Below are 15556 nucleotides of genomic sequence, written 5' to 3' on the forward strand. Positions count from 1 at the left end.
GCATGGGCAGGCCCGGTATCACTCGGTCGGGGCCCAGTAGTCGGCCAGCGTGCCGACACCGGGCTCGAGGGACTTCCACGGGCCGGTGAAGGACACGACGGCGAAGGCGGCGGCCGGGTAGCCACGGCGGCTCATGCGCTCACGGGCGTCACCCTCGGATGCGCCGGCCAGAATGTCGGCGAGTCCCTGGATACCCGGGTTGTGGCCGACCAGGAGGACGTTCTGCGCGTCGTCGGGGGTTTCGTTGAGCAGGGCGATCAGCTCGCCGGGGGAAGCCTCGTAGATCCGCTCCTCGTAGACCGTTTTCGGCCGCTGCGGGAACTCGTGGACCGCGAGTTTCCAGGTCTCACGGGTCCGGAGCGAGGTGGAGCACAGGGCCAGATCGAAGCCGATGCCGGTGTCGGCGAGCTTGCGTCCGGCGACTGCGGCGTCCGTGCGGCCCCGCTCGGCGAGAGGGCGCTCATGGTCGGACACCGGCGGCCAGTCGGCTTTCGCATGCCGGAAAAGGACAATCCTGCGGGGTTCTGCGACGCTCATACAGCCCAGCTTCGCACGAAACAGGCCACGGGGCGCAGGGAGTTGACCAGTGCTTCCCAGGGTGTTCAGCGGATGATGAGCTGCTGCGCGCGCTCTACGAGGTGGGTGATCGTGGGCTCACCGGCGGCCGCCTGGGCGTCGGCGGGGTTGAGGATCAGGGTGAGGAGCGCCACGAAGGCGAGCGTGGGCAGGGCCAGGGCCCACCACGGCAGCCGGGTGTCGGCGCCGCCCCGGGGGGCCGGGTGGGGCCGGGTGTGCGTGCGCGCCGACATGGGGGGCCTCCGCTCTTCGTGTGTCCGTGACCCGCCGTCTGGAGGCCACATCTCGAAGGTACGGATCGTGGGGGCCTCAACCCATCCGGTGACCCACCTACTTGACCCTGACCCTGGCCCCCTAGGGGATGGTGGTGCCAGCACCACCATCCCGCCCGGAAGGGGCGCCGGAGGACGTCACGGGGCGAGGATGGTCGCGATCACGCCGATGACGATGAAGATGGCGAAGAACGCGCCGAAGACGAGCAGCAGCTTCCGCTGGCCGTTCCGCGGATTCGGGTCGAGTACTGGCATACGGCAAGTCTCGCACCCCGTTCGCCCGCGGCGTGCCTCGGGGGTGGCACGGTGGCCTGCCGGCCGGGGGTGGGCTGTCTGCCCGGGGTCGGGCCGTGTGCCGCGTGCACGGGGTCTGTCAACCACCGGATACAGGCAGTCGCTCGGCACCGGGTACGGGGCGCCCGGCCGACCAGCCGCAGACCTCCTGGCGTGCCGGGCAGGGGCGTTCCCCGGGCCGTGCCGCGCACCCGTTTGCCGGCCGTGCCGGGCGGTCGGGGTCGGGCCCGCGAGGGCCGGCGGTCGTGGCCTCAGGTGCGACGCGGCTTCGCCGCCCCGGTCCACGCGCAGTGCGGCTGGGCCGGGGCGGCGCATCGGCGGGATCGGGGCGGTCGAGGGCGTGGCGGCTCCCGGGCATGGGGAGCTCCCTTGCCCCGCCCGCACCGCCCTTCCCGTCCCGTCCCTGCGGGGCTCCGCCCCCAGACCCCCGTTCGCGCAGTTCCCCGCGCCCCTGGCGGCACTCTTCGCGCCCACGCGGCACAGCCGCACAGCCGCACAGCCCCAAGTTCCTACGCCGTCGCCTCGTCCTCCACCGTGCGGTCGCGGCCCGCCAGCACACCGACGATCATCTGCGGGATCATCAGGCCGGCCATCAGGGCGATCGGCAGCCCCCAGCCGCCGCTGTGCTGGTAGAGCACGCCCACCAGGAGCGGTCCGGGGATGGAGATCAGATAGCCGGTGCTCTGCGCGAAGGCGGACAGCTGGGCCACGCCCGCGCTCGTCCTGGCCCGCATCCCGACCATGGTCAGCGCCAGCGGGAAGGCACAGTTGGCAATGCCCAGCAGCACGGCCCAGGCCCAGGCACCGGCGGCCGGCGCGAGGTACAGGCCCGCGTATCCGACGAGGCCGCTCACGCCCAGCGCGAGGGCGATCGGGCCCTGGTGGGGCAGGCGGGCGGCGAGGCGCGGTATGACGAAGGCCAGCGGCACACCCATCACCATGGTGACCGCGAGGAGCAGCCCGGCGGTGCCCGCGGGGACGCCCGCGTCCCGGAAGATCTGCGCCATCCAGCCCATGGTGATGTAGGCGGCGGTGGCCTGGAGGCCGAAGAAGACGGCCAGCGCCCACGCGATACGGCTGCGGGTGATGCGCAGCGCGGGCACCTCGGCGGCTGCCCGGCGCGCCCGCGCGGCACCACCCCCGTCCCGCGCGGGGGCCCGCTCGTCCGGCGCCCCGCCCCGTTCCCGTACGAAGGGGATCCACGGCAGCACGGCGACGGCCGCCAGACCCGCCCACACGGCGAGGCCGGACTGCCAGTTCCCGCCCAGCGCGCCGGTCACCGGGACGGTCACCGCTGCCGCCGTGGCGGTGCCCAGGGCGAGGGCCATGGAGTACAGGCCGGTCATGGAGCCGACCCGGTCGGGGAACCAGCGCTTGACGATGACCGGCATCAGGACGTTGCTGACGGCGATGCCCATCAGTGCGAGGGCGCTGGTGGCCAGGAAGGCCGGCGTGCCACCGGTGTACGGGCGTATCAGCAGGCCGGCCACGATGGCGACCATGCCGGCGCAGACCACCGCGCCCGCCCCGAAGCGGCGGGCGAGGCGGGGGGCGGTGACACCGAAGACGGCGAAGCACAGCGCGGGCACGGAGGTGAGCAGTCCGGCGACGCTGCCGCTCATGCCCAGCCCGTGGCGCACCTCCTCGAGCAGCGCGCCGAGGCTGGTGATGGCGGGGCGCAGGTTCAGCGCGGCCAGCACGATGCCGACGACGATCAGCCGCGTCCGCCACGCGCGCACGGCGCCGTCCCCGAAGGCCGCTCGGACTTCGGGGGTGGCCGACATACGTGCGGTCGTGGACCTGAGGGTCCGGGTTACCTCGCGAGCCATGAGGTCCATCATAGAATCATGGGATGATTGGTTGTCCATGCCGAGGTCGCCGAAGGGCACCCCTGTCGTGCGAAGGTGTGTCATGCCTCTGAGCCATCCGCGCCGTTCGGCGCTGTCCGAACAGGTCATCACCGCTCTGCGGGCACAGATCACCTCGGGCGAGTGGCCGGTCGGCGCACGCATTCCCACCGAGCCGGAGCTGGTCGAGCAGCTGGGAGTGGCCCGCAACACGGTCCGCGAGGCCGTCCGCGCGCTGGCACACAACGGGCTGCTGGACATCCGCCAGGGCTCGGGCACGTACGTGGTGGCCACGAGCGAACTGGCGGGTGTGATGCACCGCCGCTTCGCCGACGCCGACCCCCGGCACATCGCCGAGCTGCGTTCGACCCTGGAGTCGGCCGCCGCGCGGATGGCCGCCGAGCGGCGTACGGACAGGGACCTCAAGCAGATCGACGCCCTGCTGCTGCGCCGGGAGGACGCCTGGGAGTCGAGGGACGCGGAGGCGTTCGTGGCGGCGGACGCCACGTTCCACCTGGCCGTCGTGGCCGCCTCGCACAACGACGTGATGACCGCGATGTACGCGGACCTGAGCGAGGTGCTGCGGGACTGGCTGCGCGGAGACGTGAGCGAGGGCATGTCCCCGGAGACGCACATGGACCACGGGCGGCTGGTGGACGCGATCCGCGCGGGTGACGCGGCGACAGCGGCCGAGGAGGCCGCCGCCTATCCGTTCGTGTGCCGTCCGGGGCGGTTCGGTCCGCCCTCCGCCGGCTGAGCCACGCCGTACGAGGCGCGGCACCGGCCGTACGGGGTCGTGCATCGCGGAGGGCCCGCGCCCCTTACGGAACGCGGGCCTTCGTGAGGCGTCCGGTCAGGCGCCGACGGCGTGCAGTCCGCCGTCCACGTGGACGATCTCGCCCGTGGTCTTCGGGAACCAGTCGCTCAGCAGCGCGACGGCACCGCGGCCGGCCGGCTCCGGGTCCTTCAGGTCCCACTCCAGCGGGGAGCGGTTGTCCCACACCGAGGCCAGCTCGCCGAAGCCCGGGATGGACTTGGCGGCCATCGAGCCGATGGGGCCCGCCGAGACGAGGTTGCAGCGGACGTTCTGCTTGCCCAGGTCACGTGCCAGGTACCGGCTGGTCGCCTCCAGGGCGGCCTTGGCCGGGCCCATCCAGTCGTACTGCGGCCAGGCGTACTGCGCGTCGAAGGTGAAACCGACGACGGACCCGCCGTTCTGCATCAGCGGCATGCAGGCCATGGTGAGCGACTTCAGGGAGAACGCCGAGACGTGCATGGCGGTGGAGACCGACTCGAACGGCGTGTTCAGGAAGTTGCCGCCGAGCGCGTCCTGGGGCGCGAAGCCGATGGAGTGCACGACGCCGTCGAGGCCGCCGAGCTCCTCGCCGACCACGTCGGCCAGGCGGCCCAGGTGCTCGTCGTTGGTGACGTCGAGCTCGATGACCTTGGTGGGCTTGGGAAGCTTCCTGGCGATGCGCTCGGTCAGCGTGGGCCGCGGGAACGCGGTCAGGATGATCTCAGCGCCCTGCTCCTGGGCCAGCTTGGCGGTGTGGAAGGCGATGGAGGACTCCATCAGCACACCGGTGATCAGGACGCGCTTGCCCTCGAGAATTCCGCTCATGGTGTTTCAGTGACCCATTCCCAGTCCGCCGTCAACGGGAATGACGGCTCCAGTGATGTACGAGGCGTCGTCCGAGGCGAGGAACCGCACGGCCGCGGCGATCTCCTCGGGCTGCGCGTACCGGGCGAGCGGCACCTGGGAGAGGATCTTCGTCTGCTGCTCCTCGGTGAGCTCCCTGGTCATGTCGGTGTCGACAAAGCCGGGCGCGACGACGTTGAAGGTGATGTTGCGCGAACCCAGCTCACGGGCGAGGGAGCGCGCGAAACCGACCATCGCGGCCTTGGAGGCGGCGTAGTTCGCCTGCCCCGCGGAGCCGAGCAGTCCGACCACCGAGGAGATCAGGACGACGCGGCCCTTCTTGGCGCGCAGCATGCCGCGGTTGGCACGCTTGACGATCCGGAAGGTGCCGGTGAGGTTGGTGTCGACGACCGAGGTGAAGTCCTCCTCGGACATCCGCATCAACAGCTGGTCCTTGTTGATGCCGGCGTTGGCGACCAGGACCTCGACGGCGCCGTGCGCCTCCTCGATCTCCTTGTAGGCCTGCTCCACCTGCTCGGTGTCGGTGATGTCGCACTTGACGGCCAGGCAGCCCAATTCGGTGAGGACCGCCGGCGGCTCCCCCGAGCGGTACGTGATGGCGACCTTGTCGCCGGCGTCGGCGAACGCGCGGGCGATGGCGAGGCCGATGCCCCGGTTGCCTCCGGTGACGAGAACCGAGCGGCTCAACGGATCACCCTTTCGATAGCGGTTCTTTACCCGCCCGAACGCCCGGACGACGGGCGGCGATGACGGGCGGCCTACCCGAAAACCTATCGGTCCGCGCCCGCCGCGGGACATTCGGGCACCGACAGTGGCGCTCGCGGCCTCCTGTCGGGTTCCTACAGTCCAGCGCCCGGGTCAGTCCGCCATACCAGGCGCGTGAGCCGACAGTCCTTCGGCGCGAGCTGTCTCGAGCATCCTGCGGTCGTAGGTCACCAGGGCGGTCAGATCGTCCCGCAGGGAGAGCGCGCTGGCCACGTGAATCGCGTCCAGCGTCCTCAGCCGCCCGACCAGCAGAGCCGCCGCATCACGTATCTCTCGGGTGAGGAGAACTTCGGTGATCCGGGCGTCCAGATCCTCCATGGCCTTCGGAAAGTGCCCCATGAGGTCCAGGGTCCATGGGACTTCCGGCCGGTGGCAGTATCGCGATCACGTTGCCGTGCCGGGTGACCTCGATCGCCTCGCCCTTCTCGACGCGGGCGAAGACCGCGCTGGGGTTGTACGAGAACTCACGGACGGAAATGGTGCTCATACCGCGCCCCCTTCACAGCGGGCAGGTTGTGCGTACATATCCCTGAAGGTACCTACACCCGGGCCGCCGCAGTCGCTTTCATGCGGTTCCCCTGCCGCGCACGGTGTCGATCGACGCGGCGAGGGCGTCGATGTCCGAGGCCGGGTTCCGCCAGGGCCGGGAGAGGTCGACGACGTGTCGCCAGATCCTCAGTCGCCCTTCCCCTACCGGCACCTCCACGACTCCGGGTCTGCCGGAGGCAGGGGCTTCGCCGACGGCGCGGGCCAGGTAGGCCTCGAAGAGGCGCCACATGGGACCACGCAACTGATTCACCCTACTGCCCCACCCCACCCCTTTCGCCGGCGGTTTGCCGGTCGTGCGCGCGCCAGGCATTTCAGGGGAGCCCGCTGCGTGAGACGTGGTTCACTGCCCCCAATGGTCAGTACAGGCAAGCCCCGAAGGGATTTCCACCCGTGCCCCATGAAGTCGATCAGTCGTTTCTGGCACTGCCGCTGAGGGCCCTCGCCGACGCCGCCCTCGCCCGCGCTCGGGCGCTCGGGGCGGAGCACGCGGATTTCCGCCTGGAGCGGGTGCGCAGCGCGTCCTGGCGGTTCCGGGACGCCCGGCCCGCCGGGTCGTCGGACACCACCGACCTCGGGTACGCGGTGCGCGTGGTGCACGGGGGGACCTGGGGGTTCGCGTCCGGGGTGGATCTGACCCTCGACGCCGCCGCCAAGGTCGCCTCGCAGGCCGTGGCCATGGCGAAGCTGTCCGCGAAGGTGATCCGGGCGGCCGGGTCGGACGAGAGGGTGGAGCTGGCAGACGAGCCGGTGCACTCCGAGAAGACGTGGGTGTCGTCGTACGACATCGATCCGTTCGCCGTGCCCGACGGGGAGAAGGCAGGGCTGCTCGCCGAGTGGAGCGCGCGGCTGCTGGCGGCGAGCGGGGTCGACCACGTCGACGCCTCGCTGCTCACCGTGCACGAGAACAAGTTCTACGCCGACACCGCCGGGACCGTGACGACGCAGCAGCGGGTGCGGCTGCATCCGGTGTTCACGGCCGTGTCGGTCGACGGCTCCAGCGGTGAGTTCGACTCGATGCGGACCATCGCGCCGCCCGTCGGGCGTGGCTGGGAGTATCTGACGGGCACCGGCTGGGACTGGGACGACGAGCTGGCGCGGATCCCGGAGCTGCTCGCCGAGAAGATGCGGGCGCCGAGCGTCGAGGCGGGGCTGTACGACCTGGTGGTGGACCCGTCCAACCTGTGGCTGACCATCCACGAGTCCATCGGGCACGCCACCGAGCTGGACCGGGCGCTCGGCTACGAGGCGGCGTACGCGGGGACGTCGTTCGCCACTTTCGACCAGCTGGGGAAGCTGAGATACGGCTCCGAGCTGATGAACGTCACCGGAGACCGCACCGCCGAGCACGGCCTGGCGACCGTCGGCTACGACGACGAGGGTGTCGAGGCGCAGTCCTGGGACCTGGTGAAGGACGGCACCCTCGTCGGCTACCAGCTGGACCGGCGGATCGCGAAACTGACCGGGTTCGAGCGGTCCAACGGGTGCGCGTTCGCGGACTCCCCCGGCCATGTGCCAGTGCAGCGCATGGCCAACGTGTCGCTGCGTCCGGATCCGGCCGGGATGTCGACGGAGGATCTGATCGGTGGCGTGGACCGGGGCATCTACGTCGTCGGCGACCGGTCCTGGTCGATCGACATGCAGCGGTACAACTTCCAGTTCACCGGGCAGCGGTTCCACCGGATCGAGAACGGCCGGCTGGCGGGCCAGCTGCGGGACGTCGCCTACCAGGCCACGACCACGGACTTCTGGGGTTCCATGGCGGCGGTCGGCGGTCCCCAGACGTATGTCCTGGGCGGTGCCTTCAACTGTGGCAAGGCCCAGCCGGGGCAGGTGGCCGCGGTGTCGCACGGCTGCCCGTCCGCCCTTTTCAAGGGAGTCAACATCCTCAACACGACGCAGGAGGCCGGGCGATGAGCGCGCCTGTGAAGAAGCCGCACGAGATCATCGAGCGCGCGCTCGAGCTGTCCCGGGCCGACGGCTGTGTCGTGATCGCCGACGAGGAGTCCACCGCCAATCTGCGCTGGGCGGGCAATGCGCTCACCACCAACGGCGTCACGCGCGGGCGCACGCTCACCGTGATCGCCACGGTGGACGGCGCGCAGGGCACGGCCTCCGGGGTGGTCTCCCGGTCGGCGGTCACCGTGGACGAGCTGGAGCCGCTGGTGCGGGCCGCCGAGGCCGCCGCGCGGGGTGCGGGTCCGGCCGAGGACGCCCAGCCGCTGGTCACCGGGGTGGCCCCCTCCCCCGGGTTCACGGAAGCACCCGCGGAGACCTCGTCCGCCGTGTTCGCCGACTTCGCTCCGGCGCTGGGCGAGGCGTTCGCCCGCGCGCGTGCCGGTGGCCGGGAGCTGTACGGTTTCGCCAACCACGAGCTGGTCTCCAGTTACCTGGGCACCTCGGCGGGACTGCGACTGCGGCACGACCAGCCGAACGGCACGCTGGAGCTGAACGCCAAGTCGCCGGACCGGACCCGTTCGGCGTGGGCGGGGCGCTCCACGCGGGACTTCAAGGACGTCGACCCGACGGCACTCGACGCCGAGCTGGCCGTACGGCTGGGCTGGGCCGAGCGCCGGCTCGATCTGCCCGCGGGCCGGTACGAGACGCTGCTGCCGCCGTCCGCGGTGGCGGATCTGCTGATCTACCAGCTGTGGTCGGCCTCCGGTCGCGACGCGGCCGAGGGGCGCACGGTGTTCTCCACGCCGGGTGGCGGGACCCGGGTCGGAGAGCGGCTGACCGAGCTGCCGCTGACCCTGCGCAGCGACCCGGACGAGCCGGGTCTGGAGTCGGCGCCCTTCGTGATCGCGCACTCCTCCGGCGGTGACCAGTCGGTGTTCGACAACGGGCTGCCGCTGACGGCCACGGACTGGGTGCGGGAAGGGGAGCTGAACCGGCTGACGACCAGCAGGCACAGCGCGGGCCTGACCGGACTGCCGACGGCACCCGGGATCGACAACCTGATCCTGGACGGGGGCGAGGACCGGTCGCTGGAGGAGATGGTCGCGGCCACCGAGCGCGGGCTGCTGCTGACCTGCCTGTGGTACATCCGCGAGGTCGATCCTGCGACGCTGCTGCTCACCGGGCTGACCCGGGACGGCGTGTACCTCGTCGAGAACGGCGAGGTCACCGGCGAGGTCAACAACTTCCGGTTCAACGAGTCGCCGGTGGACCTGCTCGGCCGGGCGGCGGAGGCGGGCCGTACGGAGAGGACGCTGCCCAGGGAGTGGAGCGACTGGTTCACCAGGGCGGCGATGCCGGCGCTGCGGGTCCCCGATTTCCATATGAGCTCTGTCAGCCAGGGCGTATAACCTCGTAGGCGTTCACCACCGGCCGTCGCCCGACCGGCCGTAGATCATCGAGGAGACACGAGAACCGTGACGGACATCGTCGACGAGCTGAAGTGGCGTGGCGTGATCGCCCTGTCCACTGACGAGGACGCATTGCGCAAGGCGCTCGCGGACGGTCCCGTCACGTTCTATTGCGGTTTCGACCCGACCGCGGCCAGCCTGCACGTCGGCCACCTGGTCCAGGTCCTCACCATGCGCCGCCTCCAGCGGGCGGGCCTGCGTCCGCTGGCGCTGGTCGGTGGCGCGACGGGTCAGATCGGCGACCCGCGGCCGACGGCCGAGCGCACCCTGAACGACCCGGAGACGGTCGCGAACTGGGTGACCCGGCTGCGCGCGCAGATCGAGCCCTTCCTGTCCTTCGAGGGCGACAACGCCGCGACGCTGGTGAACAACCTCGACTGGACGGCCGGTCTGTCGGCCATCGAGTTCCTGCGGGACATCGGCAAGCACTTCCGCGTCAACAAGATGCTGACGAAGGAGTCGGTCGCGCGGCGTCTGGAGTCCGCCGAGGGCATCAGTTACACGGAGTTCAGCTACCAGCTGCTGCAGGGGATGGACTTCCTGGAGCTCTACCGGCGCCACGGCTGCACGCTCCAGCAGGGCGGCAGCGACCAGTGGGGCAACCTCACAGCGGGCCTGGACCTGATTCACCGGCTCGAACCGCACGCCGACGTGCACGCGCTGGCGACCCCGCTGATGACCAAGGCGGACGGCACCAAGTTCGGCAAGACCGAGGGCGGCGCGGTCTGGCTCGACCCGGAGATGACGACGCCGTACGCGTTCTACCAGTTCTGGCTGAACGCGGACGACCGGGACGTCTCGTCGTACCTGCGGATCCTGTCCTTCAGGTCCCGGGAGGAGCTGGAGGAACTGGAGGAGCGGACGCGGGAGCGTCCGCAGGCCCGGGCGGCGCAGCGGGCACTGGCGGAGGAGCTGACGACGCTGGTGCACGGCGCCGAGCAGACGGCCGCCGTGATCGCCGCCTCCAAGGCCCTCTTCGGCCAGGGCGAGCTGGCCGAGCTGGACGACCGCACGCTGACCGCGGCGCTCTCCGAGGTACCGCACGTCAAGGTGGCCGAGCTCTCGGCGGTGGTCGACCTGTTCGCCGAGGTCGGTCTGGTGCCGAGCAAGTCGGCCGCGCGGCGCACCGTGAAGGAGGGCGGCGCCTACGTGAACAACGTCAAGGTCACCGCGGAGGACGCGGTCCCCGCCGGGGAGGACCTGCTGCACGGGCGCTGGCTGGTGCTGCGCCGGGGCAAGAAGAACCTGGCGGCGGTGGAGGTCACGGCGGGCTGAGCCGACGGCTTGCTCAGGGGCGGTTTCCGGCGGCGGGCCGGGAACCGCCCCTTCGTCACCCTACGGCTGGGCGTCAGACCCGCTGCCGCTGGTGCTTCCTGCGCTGCATCGCGGTGTACAGCATCTCCGCGAGCAGGACGATGACGATCGCCGCGCCCAGCTGGAAGATGTGCCGGCCCCAGTCGATGCCCCGCGTCTCCTCGATCCCGAAGCCCCGTGCGAGGGCGTTTCCCGCGACAGCGCCGATCATGCCGCAGATGGTGGCCAGCCACAGCGGGATGTGCTGCTTGCCGGGGATCACCGCCTTGGCAAGCAGACCGAGCACGAAACCCACGATGATCGCCCACAACCAGCCCATGGGATGCCTCCTTACAACGGCTTGACGCGAGCATTGCGACCAGTGTCGGACGACACGCCGTACGCCGCATGTCGAGCAGGGCGTACGGGCGACGACGCGCACGCCGTAAGGCCGGGACAGGAGCCGACCCGGGCTCGTGACCCGTGCGGGGGGCGGCGTAACGTTGAGCTGTCCGGACCCCGGTTCCCCGGCCGGGCGGCAGGCGGCCAGGGCGGGAAAGAGTCCGATTGCGGGCGGATGGTGAAATGTGATGCGGAAGCAGCATGGCGGCGGCAGCGCCCAGGTGTTCCGGATCACCGGCGCCCGGACGGGCCTCCAGGAAGACGTGCGCGGGCGGCAGCGCCGGTATGTCATCTCGATGGTCGTCCGTACGATCTCGGTCATCCTCGCGACCACGCTGTGGAACGTGGAGCGGCATGTCGCGATCGTGGCGCTGGTACTCGGAGCGGTTCTGCCGTACGTCGCAGTGGTGATCGCCAACGCGGGGCGCGAGAACACGCCGTCACTGCCGTCGACCTTCGTGACGACGCCGATGAAGCCGATGATCGCACCGTCGCGGACGAATGACGGTTCCGCGGAATCCCCTACGGAAGATGTGGCGTCAGAGCCTTCGCCGGGCGGACGAACGGAGCGGCCCGAGAGACGCTGAGGATCGGGGCGTGAGGGGAAACGGCGGCAAGCGGAAGTCACTTCTCCGCCAAGCTCAAGAAAAGCTCAGATCAATCATGTGCTTCCGGTGCCGGGGGCGGGGTGACCCATGACATACTTCGTACGCGCTCCGCATCCCCCGTCGGAGCGACTGACCGACGCCGGGCAGCTCCCCCCGTGGCTGCTCGGCGTCGCCTTTTCCGGGGACTTCGGGCTGCGCCGACCGGGTTAGGGTCGGCGGTGTGATGACCCCTGATCCCGAGACCCCGATCTGTTCCGCCAAGGGCTGCCGTGCCGCCGCCGGGTGGGTGCTCGCCTGGAACAACCCCAAGATCCACACCCCCGAGCGCCGCAAGACGTGGCTCGCCTGCGAGGAGCACCGCGAGCATCTGTCGCAGTTCCTCGGGGTGCGTGGGTTCCTGAAGGACGTCGTCCGGTTCGAGGAGTGGGGGACGCGGGACGTGTGAGGGCCCTTGGGCCGGGGTGGCGGCGGTCGTCCGCGGCTGCGGGCGCGTCGTGGCTGGTCGCGCCCACGCGTCGGAGCCGCACATCGATACAGCCCCGCGCCCCTGAGGGGCGCAGCCCCTAACCGCCGATGGCGGACATCGGCCTGTCCGGCTGGACGAAGGACGGGTCGTCCAGGCCCGCGCCCGCCTTCTTGCCCCACATGGCCAGTTTCCAGATGCGGGCGATCTCCTCGTCGGGGGCGTCCGAGCGCAGGGCCGCGCGCAGGTCGGTCTCCTCGGTGGCGAACAGGCAGGTGCGGATCTGTCCGTCGGCGGTGAGACGGGTGCGGTCGCAGGCGGCGCAGAAGGGGCGGGTGACGGAGGCGATGACGCCCACGCGGTGCGGGCCTCCGTCCACCAGCCAGCGCTCGGCCGGCGCGGAGCCACGCGCCTCGTCGCCCTCGGGGGTCAGCTCGAAGCGGGTGCGCAGGGAGGCGAGGATGTCCCCGGCGGTGATCATGCCGTCGCGCTTCCAGCCGTGCTGGGCGTCCAGGGGCATCTGCTCGATGAAGCGCAGTTCGTAGTCGTGCTCCACGGCCCAGGCGAGGAGGTCGGGGGCCTCGTCGTCATTGAGCCCCGGCATCAGGACCGAGTTGACCTTCACGGGGGTCAGACCGGCCTCACGGGCCGCGTGCAGGCCGTCGAGGACGTCCTTGTGGCGGTCGCGGCGAGTGAGGGTCTTGAAGACGTCGGGGCGCAGGGTGTCCAGGGAGACGTTGACCCGGTCCAGGCCCGCCTCCTTCAGCGCGGTCGCGGTGCGTCCGAGGCCGATGCCGTTGGTGGTGAGGGACATCTGCGGCCGGGGTTCCAGGGCGGCGACGCGCTCGACGATGCCGACGAGACCGGGACGGAGCAGGGGCTCGCCGCCGGTGAAGCGGACCTCTTCGATACCGAGGGAGGTGACGGCGATGTCGATGAGGCGGACGATCTCGTCGTCGGTGAGCAGGTCGGGCTTGGCCAGCCACTGCAGTCCCTCCTCGGGCATGCAGTAGGTGCAGCGGAGATTGCACCGATCGGTCAGCGAGACCCTCAGGTCGGTGGCCACTCGGCCGTAGGTGTCGATGAGCACGTGGGCCCCCTCCCTCGACGCGGATCACTCATGCCCGTACCTGTGAGCGTACGTGACACCACCGACAACCCACAGCGGCCCGAGGTGACGAGATGCCGGACGGCCGCGTCGCAGGGGCCTCCAGGGGTCCCTGCGACGCGGCCGCCGCGTGAGGTGTGGATCAGTGGGCGCCGGTGCCGGTGAGGGACCGGACCTCCAGCTCCGCGTACTTCTTGACGTCCGGCTCCTCCTTCGACAGGACGGTGCCGAGCCAGCCCATCAGGAAGCCGAACGGGATGGAGATGATGCCCGGGTTCTTCAGCGGGAACCAGGCGAAGTCGACGCCCGGGAACATCGCCTTGGGGTCGCCGGAGACCACGGGCGAGAACAGCACCAGGCCGACGGCGACGATGAGACCGCCGTAGATCGACCACAGGGCGCCCTGGGTGGTGAACCGCTTCCAGAACAGGCTGTAGAGGATGGTCGGCAGGTTGGCGGACGCGGCGACCGCGAAGGCCAGTGCGACCAGGCCGGCCACGTTCAGGTCGCGGGCGAGGGCGCCGAGCGCGATGGAGACGACGCCGATGAGGACGGTCGCCCAGCGTGCCGCCCTCATCTCCTCCTTCTCCGTGGCCTGTCCCCTGCGGATGACGTTGGCGTAGATGTCGTGCGCGAAGGAGGACGACGAGGCGAGGGTGAGTCCGGCGACCACGGCGAGGATCGTCGCGAAGGCGACCGCCGAGATGGTGGCGAGCAGGATGGCGCCCCAGGCCGAGTCGACGCCGCCGAGGTGCAGCGCGAGCAGCGGGGCCGCCGTGTTGCCGGACGGGTTGGACGCGATGATCTCCTCCTGGGAGATCAGCGCGGCGGCGCCGAAGCCGAGGGCGATGGTCATCAGGTAGAAGCCGCCGATGATGCCGATGGCCCAGTTCACGGACTTACGGGCGGCCTTGGCGTTGGGCACCGTGTAGAAGCGGATCAGGATGTGCGGCAGACCGGCGGTGCCGAGCACCAGCGCGATACCGAGGGAGAGGAAGTCCAGCTTGGTGACGCTGTCGGCGCCGTACTGCAGGCCGGGCTCGAGGAAGGCGTCGCCCTTGCCGCTGTTCTCGGCGGCACTGCCCAGCAGGTCGGAGATGTTGAAGTTGAACTTCAGCAGCACCAGGAACGTGATGAGGATCGTGCCGCCGATGAGCAGCACGGCCTTGACCATCTGGACCCAGGTGGTGCCCTTCATGCCGCCGATGGAGACGTACACGATCATCAGGACACCGACGAGGGCGACGATGAGGATCTTTCCGGCGTCGGAGGTGATGCCCAGCAGCAGCGAGACGAGGATGCCCGCGCCCGCCATCTGGGCCAGCAGGTAGAAGATCGACACGACGATGGTGGAGGTACCGGCGGCGGTGCGCACGGGGCGCTGGCGCATGCGGTAGGCGAGGACGTCGCCCATCGTGTAGCGGCCGGAGTTGCGCAGTGGCTCGGCGACCAGGAGGAGGGCGACCAGCCAGGCGACCAGGAAGCCGATGGAGTACAGGAAGCCGTCGTAGCCGAAGATGGCGATGGCGCCCGCGATGCCGAGGAAGGACGCGGCCGACATGTAGTCGCCGGAGACCGCGAGGCCGTTCTGGAAGGCGCTGAACTGGCGTCCGCCGGCGTAGAAGTCGGCGGCGTCCTTGGTCTGCCGGCCCGCCCAGACGGTGATGCCGAGGGTGGCGACGACGAACAGCGCGAACAGCGCGATGATCAGCGTGCGGTGTTCGCTCGCCTCGTTCGCGGCGAGGGTGACGTGGGTGATCGAGGGGCTCATGCGCCACCCTCCATACGGGTCTTGATGGCCTCGGCCTTGGGGTCGAGGTTGGCGGCTGCGTGCCGGGAGTACCACCACGCGATGAGGAACGTGGTGAGGAACTGAAGCACACCGAAAACGAGGGCGACGTTGATGTTGCCGAACAGCTTGGCGCCCATGAAGCCGCCCGCGTAGTTGGACAGCAGGACGTACAGCAGGTACCAGGCGATGAAGGCGATGGTCAGCGGGAAGGCGAAGGAGCGGTGGGAGCGGCGCAGTTCACCGAACTCAGCGCTCTCCTGCACCTTGGTGAACTCCTCGGGCGTGGGGAGTTTGTGTTGTTCTGTGGAGGGGGGCGGTGTTTCGGCGGCCACGGAGTCTCCTCGCGTTGCGGTCAGGTTCGGGCGGGGACGAAGAGCGAGTGTCCTCGCGCTTCCTGACCAAGGGCACGGCGCCACGCGAGGACCGGTTCAACGGCCGGCGCTTCTTTTCCCGGCCGCTTCGCGAAGCCGTTTCCCGCAAATGATTGCTGGCCGGCGAGCGCGCGGGATAGCTTCACCCTGCACTACCCCGTCATGTACCTGCCCGAGCACCACCCGTGTCT

At 70.4% G+C, this 15556-nt stretch carries 18 protein-coding genes; 6 read left to right on the plus strand and 12 right to left on the minus strand.

Annotated elements, in window-relative coordinates; genetic code table 11:
* Nucleotides 1–18: 18 nt before the first annotated feature.
* From ACZ5C2_RS18015 to ACZ5C2_RS18030, 4 genes are all read right to left on the minus strand, one after another.
* Nucleotides 19–537 carry a SixA phosphatase family protein gene (locus ACZ5C2_RS18015; RefSeq protein ID WP_468791630.1) on the minus strand — a complete coding sequence of 173 codons (519 nt, stop codon included), beginning with the start codon at nt 535–537 and terminating at the stop codon, nt 19–21.
* Between the two features lie 65 nt (nt 538–602).
* Complete coding sequence (locus ACZ5C2_RS18020) at nt 603–809, minus strand: hypothetical protein (protein ID WP_468791633.1); 207 nt, start codon at nt 807–809, stop codon at nt 603–605.
* Nucleotides 810–986: 177 nt separating this feature from the next.
* Nucleotides 987–1103: an SGM_5486 family transporter-associated protein gene (locus ACZ5C2_RS18025; RefSeq protein WP_468791636.1), complete on the minus strand. Its 117-nt coding sequence runs from the start codon at nt 1101–1103 to the stop codon at nt 987–989.
* Between the two features lie 548 nt (nt 1104–1651).
* Nucleotides 1652–2971: a CynX/NimT family MFS transporter gene (locus ACZ5C2_RS18030; RefSeq protein ID WP_468791639.1), complete on the minus strand. Its 1320-nt coding sequence runs from the start codon at nt 2969–2971 to the stop codon at nt 1652–1654.
* Between the two features lie 82 nt (nt 2972–3053).
* On the opposite strand from ACZ5C2_RS18030, the gene ACZ5C2_RS18035 reads away from it, so the two are divergent.
* Nucleotides 3054–3746: a FadR/GntR family transcriptional regulator gene (locus ACZ5C2_RS18035; protein WP_468791642.1), complete on the plus strand. Its 693-nt coding sequence runs from the start codon at nt 3054–3056 to the stop codon at nt 3744–3746.
* Nucleotides 3747–3842: 96 nt separating this feature from the next.
* Here ACZ5C2_RS18035 and fabI read toward each other — a convergent pair whose 3' ends face one another.
* The 4 genes from fabI to ACZ5C2_RS18055 all read right to left on the minus strand — a co-directional run bounded on the left by fabI (nt 3843) and on the right by ACZ5C2_RS18055 (nt 6204).
* Complete coding sequence (gene fabI / locus ACZ5C2_RS18040; RefSeq protein ID WP_468791645.1) at nt 3843–4610, minus strand: enoyl-ACP reductase FabI; 768 nt, start codon at nt 4608–4610, stop codon at nt 3843–3845.
* 6 nt (nt 4611–4616) lie between these two features.
* A complete protein-coding gene (fabG, locus tag ACZ5C2_RS18045; protein ID WP_468791648.1) occupies nt 4617–5336 on the minus strand; it encodes a 3-oxoacyl-[acyl-carrier-protein] reductase in 720 nt (239 codons plus the stop codon).
* A gap of 171 nt (nt 5337–5507) precedes the next feature.
* Nucleotides 5508–5753, minus strand: coding sequence for a PIN domain-containing protein (locus ACZ5C2_RS18050; RefSeq protein WP_468791651.1), 246 nt, complete (start codon nt 5751–5753; stop codon nt 5508–5510).
* 226 nt (nt 5754–5979) lie between these two features.
* Complete coding sequence (locus ACZ5C2_RS18055) at nt 5980–6204, minus strand: hypothetical protein (RefSeq protein WP_468791654.1); 225 nt, start codon at nt 6202–6204, stop codon at nt 5980–5982.
* Between the two features lie 149 nt (nt 6205–6353).
* Here ACZ5C2_RS18055 and ACZ5C2_RS18060 point away from each other — a divergent pair, with 149 nt between their 5' ends.
* From ACZ5C2_RS18060 to tyrS, 3 genes are all read left to right on the plus strand, one after another.
* A complete protein-coding gene (locus ACZ5C2_RS18060) occupies nt 6354–7877 on the plus strand; it encodes a TldD/PmbA family protein (RefSeq protein ID WP_468791657.1) in 1524 nt (507 codons plus the stop codon).
* Nucleotides 7874–9268 (plus strand): metallopeptidase TldD-related protein, encoded by a 1395-nt coding sequence (locus tag ACZ5C2_RS18065; protein ID WP_468791660.1) that lies wholly within the window; start codon nt 7874–7876, stop codon nt 9266–9268. The genes ACZ5C2_RS18060 and ACZ5C2_RS18065 overlap by 4 nt, the downstream gene beginning before the upstream one ends.
* Nucleotides 9269–9334: 66 nt before the next feature.
* Nucleotides 9335–10603 (plus strand): tyrosine--tRNA ligase, encoded by a 1269-nt coding sequence (gene tyrS / locus ACZ5C2_RS18070; RefSeq protein WP_468791663.1) that lies wholly within the window; start codon nt 9335–9337, stop codon nt 10601–10603.
* Nucleotides 10604–10676: 73 nt separating this feature from the next.
* Here the strand turns inward: tyrS and ACZ5C2_RS18075 are convergent, their stop codons facing one another.
* Entirely contained in the window at nt 10677–10961 is a 285-nt protein-coding gene (locus tag ACZ5C2_RS18075; RefSeq protein WP_468791666.1) for a GlsB/YeaQ/YmgE family stress response membrane protein, read from the minus strand.
* Nucleotides 10962–11211: 250 nt separating this feature from the next.
* On the opposite strand from ACZ5C2_RS18075, the gene ACZ5C2_RS18080 reads away from it, so the two are divergent.
* On the plus strand, nt 11212–11610 hold the full coding sequence (locus tag ACZ5C2_RS18080; protein ID WP_468791669.1) for a DUF3099 domain-containing protein: 399 nt from the start codon (nt 11212–11214) through the stop codon (nt 11608–11610).
* 244 nt (nt 11611–11854) lie between these two features.
* Nucleotides 11855–12076: a hypothetical protein gene (locus tag ACZ5C2_RS18085; protein WP_468791672.1), complete on the plus strand. Its 222-nt coding sequence runs from the start codon at nt 11855–11857 to the stop codon at nt 12074–12076.
* Nucleotides 12077–12194: 118 nt separating this feature from the next.
* Here ACZ5C2_RS18085 and moaA read toward each other — a convergent pair whose 3' ends face one another.
* From moaA to ACZ5C2_RS18100, 3 genes are all read right to left on the minus strand, one after another.
* The gene (moaA, locus tag ACZ5C2_RS18090) at nt 12195–13184 is read right to left on the minus strand and encodes a GTP 3',8-cyclase MoaA (RefSeq protein ID WP_468791708.1); all 990 of its coding nucleotides are present in this window, start codon (nt 13182–13184) and stop codon (nt 12195–12197) included.
* A 160-nt stretch (nt 13185–13344) separates the two neighbouring features.
* Entirely contained in the window at nt 13345–14973 is a 1629-nt protein-coding gene (locus ACZ5C2_RS18095; RefSeq protein WP_468791711.1) for a solute symporter family protein, read from the minus strand.
* Complete coding sequence (locus tag ACZ5C2_RS18100) at nt 14970–15326, minus strand: DUF485 domain-containing protein (protein ID WP_468791714.1); 357 nt, start codon at nt 15324–15326, stop codon at nt 14970–14972. Before ACZ5C2_RS18100 ends, ACZ5C2_RS18095 begins: the two co-directional genes overlap by 4 nt.
* Between the last annotated feature and the right edge of the window lie 230 nt (nt 15327–15556).

This window comes from Streptomyces sp. NPDC031365 (assembly GCF_055569765.1).